The sequence below is a fragment of the Agrobacterium sp. CFBP2214 genome (genome assembly GCF_030209895.1).
Lineage (GTDB): Bacteria > Pseudomonadota > Alphaproteobacteria > Rhizobiales > Rhizobiaceae > Agrobacterium > Agrobacterium radiobacter.
Genome location: NZ_JARVRC010000003.1, coordinates 998,457 through 1,019,964 on the forward strand (window position 1 = coordinate 998,457; position 21,508 = coordinate 1,019,964).

The following is a 21,508-nucleotide window of genomic DNA, read 5'->3' on the forward strand; positions in this document are numbered from 1 at the left end:
GGGAATTTTGCGAAAAGCTCAGGCGGTTTTCAGCGTCAGCGCGGCACGGCGGTCGAGCGCGCTGCTCCAGAGGGTCAAAAGCAGGGCGATGGCGACGAGGATGGCGCCGACCCAGGGCGTTGCAGCAAGGCCCATCGGCGATTCCACCACCAGACCGCCGAGCCATGCGCCAATCGCGATGCCGAGATTGAAGGCGGCGATATTGAGCGCCGAGGCGACATCGACCGCGCCGGGACGGTGTTCCTTGGCAAGCTGCACGACATAAAGCTGCAGGCCGGGAACATTGGCGAAGGACAGGAAACCGAGCGCGGCAAGCGTGATAAGCGTCAACACCGGCGAAACGGCCGTAAAGGAGAAGACGAGCAGCACGATGGCTTGCGCGAGGAAGAGACCGATCAGCGCCTTGGCCGGGTTATGGTTGGCGATCCTGCCGCCGCCAATATTGCCGGCCGCAATGGCGATGCCATAGAGCACGAGGATCAGGCTGACGCTCTTTTCCGAAAAGCCGGTCACATCCTGCAGGATCGGCGCAAGGAAGGTGAAGGCGACGAAGGTGCCGCCGTAACCGAGCGCGGTCATGGCGAAAACGATGAGCAGGCGGCCGGAACCGAGAACGCAGACCTGATCGAAGAGGCTTGCCGGCGGCGCTTTCTTGAGCGTGTTCGGCAGAAGCGTGGCGATGCCCAGGAAGGCAATCACGCCAAGGGCGGCAACAGCCCAGAAGGTTGCGCGCCAGCCGAAGACCTGCCCGATATAGGTGCCGAGCGGAACCCCGGTGACGATGGCGACCGTCAGCCCCATGAACATCATGGCGATGGCCGAGGCGCGGCGGTTTTCCGGCACGAGATCGGCGGCGATGGTGGAGCCGACCGAGAAGAAGACGCCATGGGCGAAGGCGGCAATGACCCGGGCGACGAGCAGCATCTCATAGCTCGGCGACAGGGCCGCAGCGCTGTTGCCGACGATGAACAGGGCCATGAGGCCGAGCAGCAGCGGCTTTCTTTCGATCCGGCCGGTCAGCGCTGTCAGGATCGGCGCGCCGAAGGTGACGCCAAGCGCGTAGACGCTGACGATGAGACCGGCCAGCGGCAGGGTGATGTGAAGATCGTTGGCAACCGTCGGCAGCAGGCCGACGATGACAAATTCCGTTGTTCCGATCGCATAGGCCGCGATCGTCAGGGCAAATATGGCCAATGGCATGATGACTACCTCTCCGCCCGGAGCGGGATCGCGGGCGTTCTGGACAGCAGGACTGTCGGTTTGGATCATTTGGACAGCGGCGCTGTCCGGTTGGATCAAATCTATGGATGCAATATGGGCGAAGGGGACTTGCATGATAATCGGCAAGATCGGATAAACGCCTTTGAATTGATTTCACAGATGGTGAGGCGATGGACAACAGGGCCGGAGAAATGGAAGTCTTCGTGGCAGCGGCGGAACTCGGCAGCTTTTCCGCGGCCGGGCGCAGGCTGAAGCTTTCTCCCTCGGCGGTGAGCAAGCTTGTCACACGCATCGAAGACCGCCTCGGCACGCGACTGCTGGCCCGCTCCACCCGGCTTGTCACGCTCACACCGGAGGGCGAAGTCTATCTGGCGCGGGCAAGGCGCATTCTCGCCGACATCACTGAAACGGAGCAGATCGTGGCGAGCGGCGGCAAGGTGGTGCCGCGCGGCCTGCTGCGCGTCAATGCGACGCTGGGCTTCGGGGAACGTTATCTCCTGCCGCTTGCACCGGAATTTCTGTCGCTTTATCCGGAGATCGAGCTGGATATCTCGCTGACCGATGGCGTCATCAGCCTGATCGAGGAACGCACCGATATTGCGATCCGCTCCGGCGCCATGGGCGATTCATCCCTGAAGGCAAGAAAGCTGAAAGAAGTCCGCCGCGTCATCGTCGCCTCCCCTGCCTATATCGAAAAACACGGCATGCCGGAAAAACCGCAGGATCTGGCGCAGCACAATTGCCTGAGCTTCAATTTCAGCCGCAGCCTCAACGAATGGCCCTTCCGCGATCCCGGATCGACGGAGGTGTATCGCTTCCCCATCACCGGCAATGCATCGGTCAATAGCGGCATGGCGATGCGCAGGCTCTGCCTCACGGGTCTCGGACTAGGAAGGGTCGGGGAATTTCATATCGAACCCGATATCAAGGCCGGCCTGCTCATCCCTGTCCTTGAGGACTATAATGCCGAGGACATGGAGGTAATCCACGCGGTTTATGCCGGCCACGAGCATCTCGCCGCCCGCGTGCGCGCCTTCATCGATTTCCTCGCCACAAGGGTCGGGCGCTGATTGGGCCGGAAGGTGATTGGCCGCCTCACACCAGGCCGTGAACGAGCTTTGCCAGCCAGTCGACGAAAACGCGGACCTTGTTGGTCACATGCCGGGTTTGTGGATAGACCACATAGATCGGCATGGCTTCGCGCCGCCATTCGGAAAGCACCGGCACCAGTTCACCCCGCGAAAGCGCATCCCTCACCATGAAGACGGGAAGCTGCACGATGCCCATGCCGGCCAGTGCCGCGTTGAGATAGGTACGGCTGTCATTGACCGAGACGACATAGTTCGGGGTCAGTTCAACGCTGCGCACACCATTGTCGAAGGAGGCCGGCATGATCTGGCCGGTGGTGGCATTGAGGTAGCCCACCGAATAATGATCCTTCTCCAGATCCTCCGGTTCTCGCGGCATGCCGAAGTTTTCGATGTAGGATGGCGAGGCGAATGTTTCGAACCGGAGTTCGCCCACTTTTCGGGCAATCAGCGACTGATCGCGCAGCACGCCGACCCGGAGTGCGCAGTCGACATTCTCCGCGATGTAATCGACCAGACGGTCGCCGACACCGAGATCGAGACGGATATGCGGATAACGCTGGTAAAATTCGCAAAGATGTGGGATAACCACCAGGTCCGCGAAGACACCGGCCATTTCCACCCGCAACCGGCCGGATGGCTGCACTTGTGCGCTGGACATGCTGCCGTCAAGTTCTTCGATTTCCGATAAAATCTGTGAGGCCCGCTCATAATAGAGAGCGCCGTCCGTTGTCAGCATCACCCGGCGCGTGGTGCGGTTGAGAAGTGTGGTGTGCAAATGCGCCTCAAGCGCCTGCACCATGTTGGTGACAGTGGTTTTCGGCATGTTCAGCGCGGTGGCGGCGCGGCTGAAATTGCCGGTTTCCACAACTCGCGTAAAAACCCGCATGGCGGAGAGCTGATCCATTCACTGCCTCGGAGATATGATTATCCGTGATTTCGGAATAGTGTTTTCAAATTTGCATGCTTGATCGTTTCGATCCGAACAATAATATGGATTTCAGATTTTGCAATACGATCCGCCTATTGGTGGCGGCGCAAAGGATCTGGAGTCATGAACGCGCATTGGGAAAACATCGGCAGCAGCGAAGCGTCCGCGCCGAAGCTCTCCGTGCGCCGTTATGAAGGTTCCTGCCTCTGCAGCCATCCGCCTGTCGTGCTTTATCTGCGCGGCGGATCCTTTCTGGAACCCGGCCTCGAGCCGGGCGGCAATTGCCCCGAGCTTCCGGTGGCCCGCGCGCTTGCGGAAAGCGGTGCAGTGGTCGTGGAAGCCGATTACAGCAAGCCGTCCGGCAACGAGTTTCCGATGGTGATCGACTGCGCCTATGAGGCGCTCGATCATCTGAGCCGGGATCGCAAGCACTATGGCGGCGCGAAATCGCTGCTGTTTGTGGCCGGCGAAGAAGCAGGCGGCAATGTGGCGGCGGGGCTTGCCTTGAAGGCCCGTGACCGCATGCCGGGCAAGCTCGCAGGCCAGATTCTTCTGTCGCCCATGATCGACCCGATGATGACGACGGAATCCTTCCGCGACGCGGACAGGATCGGCATGCGCCAGCGTTGGGCCGATGGCTGGAGCCATTACCTTGCCAAGGCGTGCGGGTTCTTCCACCCCTATGCCGCGCCCTGCCAGTGCACGCGGCTGAACCGGGTGGCGCCGGCGCTGATCTTTACGGCCGAGGACGACCCTCTGCGCGACGAAACGGTCAATTATGCAGACCGCCTCATCGCCTCAGGCGTCAGCGTCCGGCAGCATGTTTTTCCCGCCGGCGTCGGCTGGACGGGGCTCTATCAAGGAGAGGGCGGCGGATGGGTCTCATCCGTCTGTTCGGAATTCAAGACCTTCGTTGACCAGTTGAAACACTGAATACCGCATTTATTGAGAAACTGACCGGCTCCTGATCCGAGCCAAGGAGAAACCCATGACGCTGAACACCAAGCGCCGGGCCCTGACGGGTGCCGGTATCGGGCTGGCTATGTCCGTTGCAGCCGCAGCATTGTTTTTCGACCTCCCCACCAGCCGCGATGCAACGGCCGCTTCCACCCCGGCTGAAACACCAGCGATCCCGGTTACCGTCGCCAAGGTGGAAAGCCGTGACGTGATGCGCTGGGAAGAATTTTCCGGCCGTCTCGAAGCCGTTGACCGGGTGCAGATCCGCTCCCGCGTCGCCGGCCAGATCAAGGCCGTGCATTTCCGCGAAGGCGCGCTGGTGAAGGAAGGCGATCCCCTCTTCACCATCGATCCGGCCCCCTATCAGGCTGCCGTTGCAGGCGCTGAAGGACAGGTCGCTTCCGCCGAAGCCAAGGTCAGCCTGGCGAAGACGGAACTCGACCGTGGCCGCAGGCTTTCCGACAACCGCACCATCTCCCAGAGCGATCTCGACCAGCGCCAGAGCTCGTTTGCGGATGCCGAAGCCCAGCTTCGCGCCGCCCGCGCAGCACTGACCACGGCCCAGCTTGATCTCGGTTATACCGAAATCATCGCACCGGTTTCCGGCAGGGTCGGCCGCATCGAAATCACCGCCGGCAACCTCGTCGCCGCCGGCTCGACCTCGCCTGCACTGACGACGCTGGTATCGGTCAACCCGATCTATGCCAGCTTCAACGCCAGCGAAGGCACGGTTGCGAAGGCGCTTGCCGAACTGCCGAAAACCGATGGCGCCCTGCCCGCTCTCGAACAGATCCCTGTCGAAATCGGCACGCTTTCGGATGAGGGCACGCCGATCAAGGGCACCCTGCACCTGATCGACAACCAGGTGGATTCGGCAAGCGGCACCATCGGTGTCCGCGCCATCTTCGACAATCCGGACGGCAGGCTCATTCCGGGCCAGTTCGTGCGGGTGCGCATGGGCGAACCGAAGCCGGAAAACCGCATCGTCATCAGCGACCGCGCCATCGGCACGGATCAGGACAAGCGTTTCGTCTTCGTGGTCGATGCCGAAAACAAGGTGAGCTACCGCCAGATCAAGCCGGGTGCACCGGCTGATGGCCAGCGCATCATCGACAGCGGCCTTGCCGCCGGTGATACGATCGTCGTCAACGGCCTGCAGCGCATTCGCCCCGGTGCAACCATCGCACCACAGGCGGAGGACAAGGTTGCTGCCTCGCAGTAAGTAACCGCCTTTTTGATCAATAAGCGTCCCGCCCTCCCGCGAGACGCCCCTTCAGACAGAACCGGCCTTCACCGGCGGCAGAAAAGCCGCCGGAACGGCCTTTGCATTCCAAAATATACCCGGAGAGGGACTGGATATGAATATTTCCAGATTTTTTGTCGACAGGCCGGTATTCGCCGGCGTTCTGTCGATCCTGATTGTGGTGGCAGGCCTTCTTGGCATGCGCGCCCTGCCGATTTCCGAATATCCGGAAGTCGTTCCGCCATCCGTCGTCGTCCGCGCCACCTATCCGGGTGCGAACCCGGCCGTTATCGCTGAAACCGTCGCCACGCCGCTTGAAGAACAGATCAACGGTGTCGAAGGCATGCTCTATATGGGCAGTCAGGCGACATCCGACGGCGTGCTGACGTTGACCGTGACCTTCAAGCTCGGTACCGACCCCGACAAGGCGCAGCAGCTGGTGCAGAACCGCGTTTCGCAGGCCGAACCGCGCCTGCCGGCGGAAGTCCGCGCACTCGGCATCACGACGGTCAAGAGCTCGCCCGACTTCATCATGGTCGTCAATCTGGTGTCGAAAACCGACGCCTATGACATCACCTACCTGCGTAACTACGCAACGCTGAACGTCAAGGATCGCCTCGCCCGCATCGAAGGCGTGGGCCAGGTGCAGGTCTTCGGCGCAGGTGACTATTCCATGCGCGTCTGGCTCGATCCGCAGAAGGTCGCCGAACACGATCTGGCTGCCAGCGACGTCTCCGACGCCATCCGCCAGCAGAACGTACAGGCGGCAGCCGGTGTCATCGGCGCTTCGCCGAGCCCCAACGGCGTCGACCTGCAGCTCAACGTCAACGCCCAGGGCCGTCTGACGACGCCGGAGGAATTCGGCAACATCATCGTCAAGAGCGGCGCCAACGGCGAAATCACCCGCCTTCGCGATGTCGCCCGCATTGAACTCGGTGCTGCCGATTACACGCTGCGTTCGCTGCTCGACGGTGAACCCGCCGTGGCTGTGGCAGTTCTCCAGGCTCCCGGCTCCAACGCCATCGAAATCGCCGACAATGTCCGCGCCACGATGGACAATCTGCAACTGGCAATGCCTGACGGCGTGAAATACGAGATCGTCTACGACACGACGAAATTCGTGCGCTCCTCCATCGAAAAGGTCGTTGATACACTCCTCGAGGCCGTTGGCCTCGTGGTGCTTGTCGTCATCCTCTTCCTGCAGACATGGCGCGCATCGATCATTCCGCTGATCGCCGTTCCGGTCTCGATCATCGGCACCTTCGCCGTCATGTATGCTTTCGGGTTTTCCATCAACGCGCTAACGCTGTTCGGGCTGGTGCTCGCCATCGGCATCGTGGTGGATGACGCGATCGTGGTCGTCGAAAACGTCGAACGAAACATCGAAAACGGGCTCTCGCCGCGTGACGCCACCTACAAGGCGATGCGGGAAGTGTCCGGGCCGATCATCGCAATCGCGCTGGTTCTGGTCGCGGTCTTCGTGCCTCTTGCCTTTATCTCCGGCCTGTCCGGTCAGTTCTACCGGCAGTTCGCACTGACCATCGCCATCTCCACCGTCATTTCGGCGATCAATTCGCTGACGCTGTCACCCGCTCTTGCAGCCCTGCTGCTCAAGGAACATGGTGCACCGAAAGACTGGCTGACCCGTTTCATGGACCGGATTTTCGGCTGGTTCTTCCGCGGCTTTAACCGCGCCTTCGGCGCCGCCTCGAACGGCTACGGCAAGACCGTGGGCGGGCTGGTGACTCGCAAGAGCCTGGTGATGCTGGTCTATATGGCGCTGGTGGCTGCAACCTACGGCATGTTCACGACCGTTCCGAGCGGCTTCGTGCCGGCGCAGGACAAGCAATATCTCATCGGCTTTGCCCAGCTTCCTGATGGCGCAACACTCGACCGCACCGAAAGCGTCATCAAGCGGATGAGCGATATCGCCATGGAAACGCCCGGCGTCAGCCACGCCATCGCCTTCCCGGGCCTGTCGATCAACGGCTTCACCATCGGCTCGAACTCCGGCATCGTCTTCGCGATTCTCGATGACTTCGAAAAGCGCAAGACGCCGGAACTGTCCGGCGGCGCCATCGCCATGCAGCTGAACCAGAAATATGCGGGCATTCAGGATGCCTTCATCGCCATGTTCCCGCCGCCGCCGGTCAACGGTCTCGGCCAGACGGGCGGCTTCAAGCTGCAGATCGAGGACCGCGCCGGTTACGGCTACCAGACGCTTGACGAAGCGGCGAAAGCCGTGATCGCCAAGGCATACCAAACGCCGGAGCTGGCAGGCATCTTCTCCAGCTTCCAGATCAACGTGCCGCAGCTCTTCGCCGATCTCGACCGGGCCAAGGCCGAGCAGCTGGGCGTTTCGGTCAGCGACGTCTTCCAGACGCTGCAGATCTATCTGGGTTCGCTCTATGTCAACGACTTCAACGCCTTCGGGCGGACATATAGCGTGCGTGTGCAGGCAGACGCCCAATTCCGCGCCCATGCGGAAGATATCGGCCGCCTGAAGGTTCGCTCCGCAACGGGTCAGATGATCCCGCTTTCGACGCTGCTGAAGGTGGATGCGACGACGGGACCGGAACGCACCAACCGTTATAACGGCTTCCTTGCAGCCGATATCAACGGCGGTCCGGCACCGGGCTATTCCTCTGGACAGGCGCAGGCGGCGATGGAAAAAATCCTCGCGGAGAACCTGCCGGCCGGGATTGACTACGAATGGACGGACCTGACCTACCAGCAGATCCTTGCCGGCAACTCCAGCATCGTCGTCTTCCCGCTGGCGCTGCTCTTGGTCTATCTCGTGCTGGCTGCGCAATATGAAAGCCTCACATTGCCGATCGCGATCATTCTGATCGTGCCACTCGGTGTGCTCGCGGCCCTGACCGGCGTCTGGCTGACGGGAGGGGATAACAACATCTTTACGCAGATCGGCCTTGTCGTCCTTGTGGGCTTGTCGGCGAAGAACGCGATCCTGATCGTGGAATTCGCCCGCGAGCTGGAATTCGAGGGACGAACGCCGCTTCAGGCGGCGGTCGAGGCAAGCCGGCTTCGTCTTCGCCCGATCCTGATGACCTCGCTCGCCTTCATCATGGGCGTGGTGCCGCTGGTCGTCTCCACCGGAGCAGGTGCGGAAATGCGCGCGGCCATGGGTGTCGCTGTCTTCTCCGGCATGATCGGCGTGACGTTCTTCGGCATCTTCATGACACCGGTCTTCTACGTGCTGGTGCGCAAGCTGTCGGGCAACCGCCCGCTCATCCAGCACAAGCAGGAAGAACCGGCCAATTCGGACTACAAGCTCGAAAAGGCCGGCTGAGACCATACTCCCATCCACCGCCACCTTCGACGCAAGCCCGCCGCGCATCCCCCCGGATGCGCGGCGTTTTTCATGGGCGGGAACGTCTATGCAACCATCCTGAAATAGAATCAGATTCAAATGCTTAAGTGGCAAATACGGCTATATTGCCCCGCTTTAAAACTGTCGAAAATCAATATAGAGCCATCACACGAAGAGAACTGCAAGAAACAGTGCTATTTTATGCTTTGTATTTTGTGGTAATTTCCAAGAACAGGGTGATTCGGACTAAATGATTTAGTTCAGGGGCTACATGATGGAGCAGGACTACGAAAGCTGGGCAACGACCGTTGCCTATTCGATAGTGATGCATGAAGGTCTGGATCTGGCGCTTTCCGCGCAGAACCTGGACAGGGGCAAGACCAAGAACAATCGCGAGCGGCTGATGGAGGCCATTCGAACATCGTTGCTTGAGGCACGTTTTCGCAGCCATCTGACGGCAGCGCACCGGCTCTGAACGCTGCGCCTGATATCGCAGCGGCTTAGACCGGAAGCAGGTCGGTCCGAACCGCGGCCTTCAGCGGCAGATGGTCCGAGGCGATACGCGCCAGCGCGCTGTCATGCGCCTCCACCTGCTCGATCAGCCCTTTTCGATTGGCGATGATCCTGTCGAGCGCCAACACCGGCAGGTTGGACGGAAAACTCGGCACCGCCGGCGGCAGGGCGCCGAAAGCATCCCGGAACGTATTGAGCGACGAACCGTTGCCGAGACGCCATTCATTCAGGTCTCCCATAAGAATGGTGGCGCATTCGTTGCGCGCTTCCAGAAGGCCGATCAGCGCTTTCGCCTGCTGGGCGCGGGAATGCCTGAGAAGGCCGAAATGGGCGGCGATGACCCGCAGCGTGCCGCCGCTTTTCAGATCCAGTTCCACGACAAGCGCGCCGCGCGGCTCCAGCCCCGGCAATTTCAGCGTATGCACATCCCTGACGACGCCTTCCTTGAACAGGACGACATTGCCGTGCCAGCCATGGGCCTTCACACCGGCCAGCACCGGCACTGGGATGAGGCCGCTTTCCCGCTCCAGCCGGGCGAGATCAAGCAGGCCGGTGCGCTCGCCGAAACGGCTATCCGCCTCCTGAAGCGCGATGATGTCAGCGCCGATTTCCTGAATGACGCGGCTGGTTCGATCGGGATCGAACTTGCGGTCACGACCAACGCATTTATGCACATTGTAGGAGGCGATGACCGGGAAGGAATGGTCTTTCGTTGCCGGCGCCGCACTCTGCCGCTGACGGCGGTCGCGCAGCGACTGCATGACGAAAGCGGACAGGCTGGTGTTTTTCGTCAAAGCCGTTTTTTCATCCTCCAGCAAACCGTTCTTTTTCACGCGTTTATGCCTCCGGTCTCGCGCTGCGCCTGTCGGACACACCGCACTCTAAAGATAAGGCGAAGCGAGCCACAGGACACGCTCCACAAAACGGACAACGAATGGCCGCGCATTCAGTTCGCTGAGCCGCACGGGCAAGGCGGTCGCACGTGCATCCCGGATGCGCTCCCCGATCGTTGCTGCGAATTCCTCATCCATAACTTCGAGATCGATCTCAAAGTTCAACCGCAAAGAACGCGGATCGAGATTGGAAGAACCGATGTAGCTCCAGCGCCCGTCGATCACCAGAAGCTTGGAATGGTTGAAAGCCCCCGTCGCCCGCCAGATGCGGCAATAATTCTTCAGCATCTGGTCGAATTGCGCCGTCATCGCCCTGTCCACAAGCACCAAATTGTTGCTTTTCGGCACGATGATATCCACCACGACCCCCCGCCTTGCTGCGGTAATGAGCGCCGAAATAAGCTCCCGATCGGGGAGAAAATAGGGCGACATGATGAGAATGGAGGAACGGGCGACGGAAAATGCCCCCATCAGCATCTTGTGACTGGTCTCGATGCTCCTGTCCGGCCCCGAGGAGCAGACGCGGGCGGCGATCTGCGAGCCCGGCACGCCGTCGGGAATGGCGATATCCCAGACCGGCGCATCCAGAAGCTCCTTTGTCGTAAAGCGCCAGTCCTCCGCCGCGATGGAGAAAAAATCCGATACCACCGGTCCGGTGATCTTGAAATGCGTGTCGTGCGACTGGCTTTCGCCGCCAAATTCCAGCGTGAACCCCTCGCGGATATTCATGCCGCCGCTAAATGCAATGCGCCCGTCCACCACGAGGATCTTGCGGTGGGTGCGCAGATTGGCATAGGGCAGCCGCAGCCCCATGATGACATTGCCGTTGAAGACATCGCAGACGATGCCCTTTTCCCTGAGCGTCGGCAGGATGCTCGGCACGGAATAACGCGCGCCCACCGCATCCACCAGCACACGCACCTCCACGCCGCGAAACTTCGCCCTTTCGAGCGCCGCGACAAAACGGGCGCCGATCCGGTCATTGTCGAAAATATATGTTTCGAGAATGATCGACCGCTTCGCCTCCCCGATCGCCTCCAGCATGGCGGCATAGGCCGCGTCTCCGGTCACAAGCGGCTCGATACCATTGCCTGTCGTCAACGCATGGCGCGTCACCCGGTCGCCCAGCGTCTTCATAGCCTCGAAACGCCGTCCGAAGCGCGCGGCGATCATGTCCCCGCTCGCATCCAGACGCGCCACGCGATCCATGATCTCGTCCAGCATGAAGGACCGCTTCTGCGTGATATTGGACCGGCGGATGCGGTTGATGCCGGCAATCGCATAGATGACCGCACCGACGATGGGCGACAGAACGATAACACCGACCCAGCCAAGCGCGGAGCGGACCTCCTCCTTCGTCATCGTGGCATGCACGGCCGCCACGGTTCCCATCAAAATCGAGAGAACGGCAAGGATATGCGGCCAATAGGCAATGACGAGATCAAGCATGGTACAACTATAGAGTACTTCGGCAATCCCGCAATGACACGCAGGAAACGCTGGCAGAGACAAAGAACCTGACCGCGCCATGCTTTTGCGGGACAGACCCTTGCGGGATTAACGGTGGAAACCGGGCTTGCGATATGTCATGAGAGCGCATCTTGATCTTTGGCAGTGGCAGGGCGAGGTGCACTTGCGGGCTTTCTGCCTCGTTTGAAAGCAAGAAGGCCGTGATGCAGGAAAATACACAGGGCGCTGTCATCGTCATTTCCAGCCATGTCATGCGTGGCTCCGTCGGCAACCGCGCGGCGGTCTTTGCGCTTGAGACGCTGGGTTATCCGGTCTGGGCGGTGCCAACCATCGTCATGCCCTGGCATCCCGGCCACGGCCCGTCCACCCGCATGCGCTTTCAGGACGACGATTTCGACAAGGCAATGACCGACCTCGAAAACGCCAAATGGATCGGCGAGGTTAAGGCTGTCCTGACCGGTTATTTCGGCAGCGCGGCGCAGGTGCGCTCCGTCGCAAGGCTGATCCGCAATCTGAAGGAAAAGAACCCGTCGCTGATTTATGCCTGTGACCCGGTCATGGGCGATCTGGGCGGGCTTTACATTCCCCTTGAGACTGCCGAAGCCATCCGTGATCACCTCATCCCGCTTGCCACGGTCGCCACGCCAAACCGTTATGAACTGGCCTGGATGAGCGGCGCCGAGCTTGAGACCAACAATGCCATCATGGATGCCGCACTTTCCCTCGGCCCGCCGAAAATGCTGGTCACCTCAGCCGTGCCGATGATGACGGGCGGCACCGGCAACCTCTACCTCAGCGGCCGCCACGCACTGCTTGCCGAACATCGCGCCATCGAAAATGCGCCGAACGGTCTCGGCGACCTGATGTCGGCGCTGTTCCTCGCCCGCCTGCTGGAAGGTCTCGATGATGAAAAGGCGCTGCAGCTGGCAACCGCCAGCGTCTTCGAAATTCTGGCCCGCACCAAAAAACGCGACATGAACGAACTGACGCTGGAGACCGACTCTTCAAGTCTCTCCACACCCATGGCCATGGTGCAGATGCGTCATCTCTTGCATCCTTCGCGCAGCAAGCGCAAATAGCGACTAGAGCATTTCCAGGAAAAGTGGCCCCCGGTTTTCCGGCTGGAAATGCGGAAACAAGGAGTTGGAGCGGCTTCGCGGTTCGAAGAAAAGCGAAAATGCTCCAAAGGATTGGTCTTCAACGCACCGAGTTCTTCTCTTGATCTTGGTCCAAGCACAACGGTACTGCGATAGATGAAAGATTTTCCGGAAAACCTTCTCAACGGCTACAAGAACTTCATGAGCGGTCGTTATGTCGACGAACGCGAAAGATATCGCGTTCTGGCCGAGACCGGACAGAAACCGCAGACCCTGTTCATTGCCTGTTGTGACTCCCGTTCGGCGCCGGAAACCATTTTCGACTGCGGACCGGGAGAGCTTTTCGTCATGCGGAACGTCGCCAACATGGTGCCGCCCTACGAGCCGGATGGACAGTACCACGCCACCTCCGCCGCCATCGAATATGCCGTGCAGGTTCTGAAGGTGAAGGACATCGTCGTCATGGGCCACGGCCGCTGCGGCGGCATTCAGGCAGCACTCGATCCCAATCTCGAGCCGCTGTCACCCGGCGATTTCATCGGTAAATGGATGAACATGGTCAAGTCGGCGGCCGAACAGATCCAGAGCAACGACATCATGACCGCCTCCGAGCGCCAGACGGCGCTGGAGCGCGTTTCCATCCGCAACTCCATCGCCAATCTGCGCGGCTTCCCCTTCGTCAAGGCGCAGGAAACCGCCGGCAAGGTGAAGCTGCACGGCGCATGGTTCGATATTTCGACCGGAGAATTGTGGGTGATGGACAGCAAAACGGGCGACTTTCGCCGCCCGGACCTGTGATTGAAGCGGATTGAGAGAGCGAGACGTCCTGGGTGGCCATTAATCTGCCCGGCAATCAAACCTCTCCTTCGTCATCCTCGGGCTTGACCCGAGGATGACGTCGGTTATGCGGGAAGCCTCTGTCGGACGCTACGTCGCTGGATGCCGGATCAAGTCCGGCATGACGAAAGCGAAATTTTAGTCCGCAGAAACAGCCTTATTGGCCGTCGATCGCCTTGCCGATGAACGCAATGGCCTGCTGGTAGACGCTTGCAGCGTTCCAGCCCTGAATGGCGGCATAGTTCGCCTGACCCTGCTGATAGCCCGCACCACGCTGCCAGCCATGGCCGACGAGGAAGTTCGCGGTGGAAGCCAGCGCATCGGCGCGCGAGCCGACGAGATCGATACGGCCGTCGCGGTCGAAATCCACGCCATAGCGCACGACGTTCAGCGGCAGGAACTGCGTCTGGCCGATTTCACCATGGGCAGCGCCCTTGGCGTTGACGTTCAGCGAGCCGCTGCCAACGAGCTTAAGGGCCGCATAGAGCTGCTCGGTGAAATAATCCGAACGGCGGCAGTCGAAGGAAAGCGTCGCAACGGCGGAAAGCGTATGCTGGTTGCCCATGAAGCCGCCAAAACCGGTTTCCATGCCCCAGATGGCGAGCAGCGGACCAGCCGGCACGCCGTAAGCGCGTTCGATGGACGCAAACAGAGCTGCATTGTTCTTCTTCATGGTCTTGCCGCGTGAAATGATCGTCTGACCACCGCGCTTCTGCATGAACTGTTCGAAGGACAGCTTGAAGCTGTGCTGACCGCGATCGGCGCGGATCGTCGCCTGGTTGTAGGAGACGCCGGAGAAGGCACGGTCAAGCACCGAGGCGCTGACGCCGCGGCCCGCGGCTTCCTGCTTGAAGGCGCCGACCCAGGCATCAAAGCCCGCCGAGGTGTTGCTGCATTGTGCAGCCATAACCGGCGTCGCTGCCAGAACCGAAACCATGGCCACACCAGCCAGAATTACCTTCATTGCCCGCATCAAAATCTGCCTTCGATATCCTTTGGGGAATTTTTCCCGAGAACCAAACCGTCAATACTGTATGATTCAGGTGCCAAAACTGTCTTTTGGCGGCCTAAATTGCCTTTCGACAGCAAGGCCTGCAAATAAACTGGCCGTGATCTCGCCAATTATAAAACCCGCCTGCCCCACACAGAACAGACGGGTTATACTTAACGAACCTTAAAAAATCGTATCGTAGATCAGGCAGCCGCCTTGCGGGGCTTGATGAGACCACGATTGACCAGGAGTTCGGCGATCTGGATGGCATTGAGGGCAGCGCCCTTGCGCAGATTGTCCGAAACAACCCAGATGTTGAGGCCGTTTTCAACCGTCGCATCTTCGCGGATACGCGAGATGTAGGTTGCGTCCTCACCGGCGGATTCGACCGGGGTGATGTAGCCGCCATCTTCATGCTTGTCGATGACGAGGCAACCCGGCGCTTCGCGCAGGATGTCACGCGCCTGATCGGCGGTGATCTCGTTTTCGAACTCGATGTTGACAGATTCCGAATGACCGATGAAGACCGGAACGCGCACAGCCGTGCAGGTTACCTTGATCTTCGGATCGAGCATCTTCTTGGTTTCCGCCAGAACCTTCCACTCTTCCTTTGTATAGCCGTCTTCCATGAAGACATCGATATGCGGAATGACGTTGAAGGCGATACGCTTGGTGAACTTCTTGGTTTCGACGGGATCGGCCACGAAGACGGCGCGGGTCTGCTGGAAAAGCTCGTCCATGCCTTCCTTGCCGGCGCCGGAAACGGACTGGTAAGTGGAGACGACGACGCGCTTGATCTTGGCGAAGTCATGCAGCGGCTTCAGCGCGACGACGAGCTGTGCCGTGGAGCAATTCGGGTTGGCAATGATGTTCTTCTTGGTGAAGCCCGCTACCGCATCAGCGTTGACTTCGGGAACGATCAGCGGAACGTCCTGATCGTAGCGCCATGCGGACGAGTTATCGATGACGACGCAGCCCTGCTGGCCGATCTTCGGCGACCACTTCTTGGACACATCACCGCCGGCAGACATCAGGCAAATATCGGTGTCGGAAAAATCGTAGTTTTCGAGGTTAGAGACCTTCAGCGTGCGATCGCCATAGGAGACTTCCGTGCCCTGCGAACGGGCGGAAGCAAGCGGCACGACTTCATCGGCGGGAAAACCGCGTTCGGCCAGGATATTGAGCATTTCGCGACCGACGTTGCCGGTGGCGCCTGCAATTGCAACTTTGAAACCCATGATCAAGCTCTCTTTCTGTCTCTCCTCTTTTTGGTGAGGTGGGAACCCGCATTAGATCGCGGCTTCCACGATCCCCGGCCAAACCGGGGAGAGAGCGGTGGCCAGAGACGTCAGACGGTTTTAATCGTCGTTTTGGCCGTAATTCGGATAGAATAAGAAAGGCGCGGATCATCGCCGGCGGATTGTGCCGGTCCTTCCATGACGAACATGTCTGCAACATGCATGCGCAAGGTGATGCTCCTTCTTCGCCAGAAGCTATTAGAAGGTTTCTTGTTTGTGTCAAGAAAAAAGGCGCGTTTCAGGCCATCCGGTGCGGGCAGGCCAAAACCGCCCTGCGACATTTTTGCACATTATACATTAGACTAAAGTCATAATCCGAAAGCATCGCTCTTATTGGGGTTAATTTTCTGTCACTCTGACATCACGCGCATTGCAGCCGTAAGGTTTGCCCGGAGGAGAGAGATGGGCTCCGCAATGCGCCGATTGGGACATCTGTGGAGGACAGACAATGGCAAATGTTGCAGCCGTAAGCGGCGCAGCCCGTCCGATGACGGGTGAAGAGAAGAAGGTGATTTTCGCCTCTTCTCTCGGAACAGTCTTCGAATGGTACGATTTTTATCTGTACGGCTCGCTCGCGATCTATATCGGCGCGAACTTCTTCAGCCAATATCCGGAAACGACACGTAACATCTTCGCGCTTCTGGCTTTTGCCGCCGGCTTCCTCGTGCGCCCCTTCGGCGCGCTGGTATTCGGGCGTCTGGGCGATATCGTCGGCCGCAAATATACCTTTCTGGTCACGATCCTCATCATGGGCGTCTCGACCTTCCTCGTCGGCGTGCTGCCCAGCGCATCGCAGATCGGCATTGCCGCTCCGATCATCCTGATCGCGCTGCGCATGCTGCAGGGTCTGGCGCTTGGCGGCGAATATGGTGGTGCCGCAACTTACGTGGCTGAACACGCGCCGAACGGCCGCAGGGGTTATTACACCTCGTGGATCCAGACGACGGCGACGCTCGGCCTGTTCCTGTCGCTGGTCGTCATTCTCGGCGTGCAATTCGCACTCGGCAAGGAAGCCTTCGCCGCCTGGGGCTGGCGCATTCCCTTCCTCGTATCGGTCCTGCTGCTCGGCGTATCGGTCTGGATTCGTCTGAAAATGAACGAATCCCCCGCCTTCAAGAAGATGAAGGAAGAGGGCAAGACCTCCAAGGCCCCGCTCAGCGAAGCCTTCGGCCAGTGGAAAAACGCCAAGATCGCCCTGCTTGCGCTCGTCGGCGCCGTCATCGGTCAGGCCGTCGTCTGGTACACCGGCCAGTTCTACGCACTGTTCTTCCTCCAGAGCATTCTGAAGGTGGACGGGCAATCGGCCAACATCATGGTCGCGGCAGCGCTCATCCTCGGCACCAGCTTCTTCGTGATCTTCGGCTGGCTTTCGGACAAGATCGGCCGCAAGCCGATCATCATGGCCGGCCTGGTTCTCGCCATGCTGACCTACTTCCCGCTGTTCAAAGCGCTCACATGGGCGGGTAACCCGGCGCTTGCGCAAGCGCAGGCCAGCGTTCGCGCCACCGTGACTGCGGCTCCCGGCGACTGCAAGTTCCAGTTCAACCCGACGGGTACTGCGAAATTCACCACATCCTGCGATATCGCCGCCTCGTTCCTGACGCGCAACTCCGTTCCCTATGACGTGGTTGCCGGAGCGGCCGGCGAACCGGCGAGCGTCAAGATCGGCGACGCCACCATTGCCAGCTACGACGCCATCGCAGCCGGCGCAGATGCATCTGCAAAGGACAAGGCCTTCCAGAAGCAGGTCAATACCGCGTTGCACAACGGCGGCTACCCGCTGGTGCGCGGTGCGGCACAGGTGCCGGATGCGAAACTGGACGCCTTCATCGCAGCCAACCCGGAACTCAACCTCAATGCGGTAGCCGTTCGTGCCGCCGACAAGAAGATGGTCGCAACCGACAAGCTGGTGGCGGACAAGCTGCTGACGCCGGCCGAGACCGCCGGAGCGACTGAGATGGCCGTCTACACCATTGCCGGCGGCGGCGCCTTCGCCATGGTGGCCGATCCGGCCGCCGTGAACTGGGTCGTCATCATCGCGGTCCTGACCGTGCTCGTCATCTATGTGACGATGGTCTATGGCCCGATCGCGGCCCTGCTGGTCGAACTGTTCCCGACCCGCATCCGCTACTCCGGCATGTCGCTGCCCTATCACATCGGCAACGGCTGGTTTGGCGGCCTTCTGCCTGCCACCGCCTTCGCGATGAGCGCGGCGAAAGGCGACATCTATTACGGCCTCTGGTATCCGATCGTTTTCGCAGGCATCACGCTCGTCGTCGGCCTGCTGTTCCTGCCGGAAACCAAGGATCGCGACATCCACACCATGGATTGAGCCACATCCTCACGGACATTTTCGGAACCCGGCGCGCAGGCGCCGGGTTCTTTTATTGCGCCACGAGCCGCAATATCGAACGAACTGTCGCAGGGGGCTGTCATTCCGTCGCAGGCAAGACAAAATCAATATGGAGACAAAGCCCCCCTGAATGGGTTATGACCCCCCCTGTATTTTCAGGCAGAGGGAGAGCCATTTTGAAGATCGGGACGCCTAAGGAATTATATGAGGGCGAAGCGCGCGTCGGCATGACGCCCGACAGCGCCCAGGCATTGCAGAAACTCGGATATGATTGCATCCTCGAAACCGGTGCAGGCAAGGCGGCGGGATTTTCCGACGACGCCTATCGCGCAGCCGGTGTGACAATCGTCGACAGCGCCGATGCGCTTTACGCCGGCGCTGATATCATCGCCAAGGTTCGTCCGCCGGAAACGTCGGAGATTGATCGCCTGTCTTCGGACAAGACGCTGATCTCGTTCTTCTATCCCGCCCAGAACAAGGACCTTCTGGAGCAGGCCAAGGAAAAGGGCGCAAATGTCATCGCCATGGACATGGTGCCGCGCATTTCCCGCGCCCAGAAGATGGACGCCCTGTCCTCCATGGCCAACATCGCCGGTTATCGCGCGGTCATCGAGGCCGGCAATAATTTCGGCCGCTTCTTCACCGGTCAGGTGACCGCCGCCGGCAAGGTGCCGCCCGCCAAGGTGCTGGTCATCGGCGCTGGCGTTGCCGGTCTTGCCGCCATCGGCACGGCCACCTCGCTCGGCGCCATCACCTATGCCTTCGACGTTCGCCCTGAGGTAGCCGAACAGATCGAATCCATGGGCGCCGAATTCGTCTATCTCGATTTCGCCGAACAGCAGGATGGTGCCGCCACCGGCGGTTATGCCGCCCCCTCCTCGCCGGAATTCCGCGAGAAGCAGCTCGAAAAGTTCCGCGAACTCGCTCCGCAGATCGATATCGTCATCACCACCGCGCTCATTCCGGGCCGCGACGCCCCGAAACTGTGGCTCGCCGATATGGTAGCGATGATGAAGCCGGGTTCGGTCATCATTGACCTCGCGGCAGAACGCGGCGGCAATTGCGACCTGACGGTTCCCGACCAGCGCGTCGTCTCCGACAACGGCGTCATCGTCATCGGCTATACGGATTTCCCGAGCCGCATGGCGACGCAGGCCTCGACGCTCTATTCCACCAACATCCGTCACATGATGACCGACCTGACGCCCGCAAAGGACGGCAAACCGGTTCACAACATGGAAGACGACGTCATCCGCGGCGCGACCGTCACCTATCAGGGCGAGATCACTTTCCCGCCGCCGCCGCCGAAGATCCAGGCCATTGCCGCGCAGAAACCCAAGGAAAGAGCAAAAGAGCTTACGCCTGAGGAAAAGCACGCCAAGGAGCGGGCCGAGTTCAAGGCGCAGACGAAAAGTCAGGTCGGGCTGCTGGTCGCTGGCACGGCGGTTCTGCTTCTCGTCGGTCTTTATGCCCCAGCAAGCTTCATGAGCCATTTCATCGTCTTCGTGCTCGCCTGCTTTATCGGCTTCTCTGTCATCTGGAATGTCAGCCATTCGCTGCACACGCCGTTGATGGCGGTGACAAACGCGATTTCCGGCATCGTCATTATCGGCGCGCTGCTGCAGATCGGTTCCGGCAACTGGCTGGTGGTGCTCCTTGCCTCGCTTTCCGTCCTGATCGCGACGATCAACATCGTCGGCGGTTTCCTCGTGACACGGCGCATGCTCGCCATGTTCCAGAAGTCCTGAGCCGTGTAGGGGACACTTTATGACCATTGGTATCGTTTCCGCGGCCTATGTTGCCGCAGCCGTTCTTTTCATCCTTTCCCTCGGCGGCCTTTCCGGACAGGAAAGCGCCAAACGCGCCGTGTGGTACGGCATAACAGGCATGGGTCTTGCCATTGTCGCCACGGTCTTCGGACCTGATGTCGGCAACTGGTTCATCGTACTTCTGATGCTGGCGGGTGGTTCCGTTCTCGGCTACTTCGTCGCAAACCGCGTGCAGATGACCGAGATGCCGCAGCTTGTTGCCGCACTCCACTCCTTCGTCGGTCTTGCCGCCGTCTTCATCGGCTTCAATGCCCATATCGAGGAAGCGCATGTCGCTTCGCTCGATGAGACGGCGCGTTCCCTGTTGACAGGCTTTTCCGCCCTCCTCGCCCACAAGACGCCGGTAGAACTGGCAATCATGAAGGTCGAGGTCTTCCTCGGCGTCTTCATCGGCGCCGTCACCTTCACCGGTTCCGTCGTCGCCTTCGGCAAGCTTGCCGGCAAGGTGGACGGCAAGGCGAAGAAGCTTCCGGGCGGACACGTCCTCAATGCCGGTGCCGCGATCCTGTCGCTCGTCCTGCTCATCATGTATTGCAACGGTGCTGGCGCATGGACGCTGGTGCTGATGACGCTTGCCGCCTTCTTCATCGGTTATCACCTGATCATGGGTATCGGCGGTGCAGACATGCCTGTCGTCGTCTCGATGCTGAACAGCTATTCCGGCTGGGCGGCGGCCGCCATCGGCTTCACGCTCGGCAACGATCTCCTGATCGTGACAGGTGCGCTTGTCGGCTCCTCGGGTGCGATCCTGTCCTACATCATGTGCAAGGCCATGAACCGCTCCTTCATCTCGGTCATCCTCGGCGGCTTCGGCGGCACGACGGGTCCGGCGATGGAAATCGAGGGCGAGCAGGTGGCGATCGACGCCGAAGGCGTTGCTTCGGCGCTGAACGATGCCGACAGCGTCATTATCGTGCCCGGTTACGGCATGGCGGTGGCACAGGCACAGAGCGCGGTCTCCGAACTGACCCGCAAGCTGCGCGCTGACGGCAAGACCGTGCGTTTCGCCATCCACCCGGTGGCGGGCCGCCTTCCCGGCCACATGAACGTGCTGCTGGCCGAAGCCAAGGTGCCTTACGACATCGTGCTGGAAATGGACGAGATCAACGACGACTTCCCCAATACCGACGTCGTCATCGTCATCGGCTCCAACGACATCGTCAACCCGGCGGCACAGGACGATCCGAACTCACCCATCGCCGGCATGCCGGTTCTGGAAGTGTGGAAATCCAAGCTGGTCATCGTCTCCAAGCGCGGTCAGGGAACGGGTTATTCCGGCATCGAGAACCCGCTGTTCTACAAGGACAATACCCGCATGTTCTACGGCGACGCCAAGAAGTCGATCAACGATCTTCTGCCGCTGATCAAGTAACGGAAAGGGCGTTTCCGGGAGACCGGAAACGTCCTTTTACTGACAGGGACGCCAGCATTCCTTCCGTCATGCCGGACTTGATCC

The 21,508-nt window shown here is 60.2% G+C and carries 17 protein-coding genes; 10 read left to right on the top strand and 7 right to left on the bottom strand.

Annotated features, from left to right (window positions below):
• Positions 1-18 precede the first annotated feature (18 nt).
• A complete protein-coding gene (locus QRN60_RS12235; RefSeq protein ID WP_129565101.1) occupies positions 19-1,200 on the bottom strand; it encodes an MFS transporter in 1,182 nt (393 codons plus the stop codon).
• Between the two features lie 191 nt (positions 1,201-1,391).
• On the opposite strand from QRN60_RS12235, the gene QRN60_RS12240 reads away from it, so the two are divergent.
• A complete protein-coding gene (locus QRN60_RS12240; protein ID WP_020808778.1) occupies positions 1,392-2,291 on the top strand; it encodes a LysR family transcriptional regulator in 900 nt (299 codons plus the stop codon).
• Between the two features lie 25 nt (positions 2,292-2,316).
• Here the strand turns inward: QRN60_RS12240 and QRN60_RS12245 are convergent, their stop codons facing one another.
• Positions 2,317-3,216: a LysR family transcriptional regulator gene (locus QRN60_RS12245; RefSeq protein WP_003504061.1), complete on the bottom strand. Its 900-nt coding sequence runs from the start codon at positions 3,214-3,216 to the stop codon at positions 2,317-2,319.
• Positions 3,217-3,363: 147 nt separating this feature from the next.
• On the opposite strand from QRN60_RS12245, the gene QRN60_RS12250 reads away from it, so the two are divergent.
• The 4 genes from QRN60_RS12250 to QRN60_RS12265 all read left to right on the top strand — a co-directional run bounded on the left by QRN60_RS12250 (position 3,364) and on the right by QRN60_RS12265 (position 9,246).
• Complete coding sequence (locus QRN60_RS12250; protein WP_020011674.1) at positions 3,364-4,173, top strand: alpha/beta hydrolase fold domain-containing protein; 810 nt, start codon at positions 3,364-3,366, stop codon at positions 4,171-4,173.
• Between the two features lie 55 nt (positions 4,174-4,228).
• A complete protein-coding gene (locus tag QRN60_RS12255; RefSeq protein ID WP_080864148.1) occupies positions 4,229-5,419 on the top strand; it encodes an efflux RND transporter periplasmic adaptor subunit in 1,191 nt (396 codons plus the stop codon).
• A gap of 136 nt (positions 5,420-5,555) precedes the next feature.
• Entirely contained in the window at positions 5,556-8,750 is a 3,195-nt protein-coding gene (locus tag QRN60_RS12260; RefSeq protein WP_003504054.1) for an efflux RND transporter permease subunit, read from the top strand.
• 292 nt (positions 8,751-9,042) lie between these two features.
• A complete protein-coding gene (locus QRN60_RS12265; protein ID WP_020810176.1) occupies positions 9,043-9,246 on the top strand; it encodes a hypothetical protein in 204 nt (67 codons plus the stop codon).
• A gap of 25 nt (positions 9,247-9,271) precedes the next feature.
• Here the strand turns inward: QRN60_RS12265 and QRN60_RS12270 are convergent, their stop codons facing one another.
• The gene (locus QRN60_RS12270; RefSeq protein ID WP_099085882.1) at positions 9,272-10,117 is read right to left on the bottom strand and encodes an endonuclease/exonuclease/phosphatase family protein; all 846 of its coding nucleotides are present in this window, start codon (positions 10,115-10,117) and stop codon (positions 9,272-9,274) included.
• Between the two features lie 48 nt (positions 10,118-10,165).
• Positions 10,166-11,626 (bottom strand): phospholipase D-like domain-containing protein, encoded by a 1,461-nt coding sequence (locus QRN60_RS12275; protein ID WP_107675963.1) that lies wholly within the window; start codon positions 11,624-11,626, stop codon positions 10,166-10,168.
• Positions 11,627-11,850: 224 nt separating this feature from the next.
• Here QRN60_RS12275 and pdxY point away from each other — a divergent pair, with 224 nt between their 5' ends.
• The gene (gene pdxY / locus QRN60_RS12280; RefSeq protein ID WP_003504045.1) at positions 11,851-12,726 is read left to right on the top strand and encodes a pyridoxal kinase PdxY; all 876 of its coding nucleotides are present in this window, start codon (positions 11,851-11,853) and stop codon (positions 12,724-12,726) included.
• A gap of 174 nt (positions 12,727-12,900) precedes the next feature.
• On the top strand, positions 12,901-13,542 hold the full coding sequence (locus tag QRN60_RS12285; RefSeq protein ID WP_003504043.1) for a carbonic anhydrase: 642 nt from the start codon (positions 12,901-12,903) through the stop codon (positions 13,540-13,542).
• A gap of 196 nt (positions 13,543-13,738) precedes the next feature.
• Here the strand turns inward: QRN60_RS12285 and QRN60_RS12290 are convergent, their stop codons facing one another.
• The 3 genes from QRN60_RS12290 to QRN60_RS12300 all read right to left on the bottom strand — a co-directional run bounded on the left by QRN60_RS12290 (position 13,739) and on the right by QRN60_RS12300 (position 16,151).
• The gene (locus tag QRN60_RS12290) at positions 13,739-14,554 is read right to left on the bottom strand and encodes a lytic murein transglycosylase (protein ID WP_003504041.1); all 816 of its coding nucleotides are present in this window, start codon (positions 14,552-14,554) and stop codon (positions 13,739-13,741) included.
• A gap of 221 nt (positions 14,555-14,775) precedes the next feature.
• Positions 14,776-15,810, bottom strand: coding sequence for an aspartate-semialdehyde dehydrogenase (locus tag QRN60_RS12295; RefSeq protein ID WP_003504038.1), 1,035 nt, complete (start codon positions 15,808-15,810; stop codon positions 14,776-14,778).
• Positions 15,811-15,920: 110 nt separating this feature from the next.
• Positions 15,921-16,151 carry a hypothetical protein gene (locus tag QRN60_RS12300; RefSeq protein ID WP_003504036.1) on the bottom strand — a complete coding sequence of 77 codons (231 nt, stop codon included), beginning with the start codon at positions 16,149-16,151 and terminating at the stop codon, positions 15,921-15,923.
• Between the two features lie 167 nt (positions 16,152-16,318).
• Between QRN60_RS12300 and QRN60_RS12305 the strand changes: the two genes are divergently transcribed.
• The 3 genes from QRN60_RS12305 (at position 16,319) to QRN60_RS12315 (ending at position 21,424) form a co-directional block, all read left to right on the top strand.
• A complete protein-coding gene (locus QRN60_RS12305) occupies positions 16,319-18,202 on the top strand; it encodes an MFS transporter (RefSeq protein ID WP_165000631.1) in 1,884 nt (627 codons plus the stop codon).
• Between the two features lie 197 nt (positions 18,203-18,399).
• Positions 18,400-19,971 carry a Re/Si-specific NAD(P)(+) transhydrogenase subunit alpha gene (locus QRN60_RS12310; protein WP_129565102.1) on the top strand — a complete coding sequence of 524 codons (1,572 nt, stop codon included), beginning with the start codon at positions 18,400-18,402 and terminating at the stop codon, positions 19,969-19,971.
• Positions 19,972-19,990: 19 nt separating this feature from the next.
• On the top strand, positions 19,991-21,424 hold the full coding sequence (locus QRN60_RS12315; protein WP_129565103.1) for an NAD(P)(+) transhydrogenase (Re/Si-specific) subunit beta: 1,434 nt from the start codon (positions 19,991-19,993) through the stop codon (positions 21,422-21,424).
• Positions 21,425-21,508: the final 84 nt, after the last annotated feature.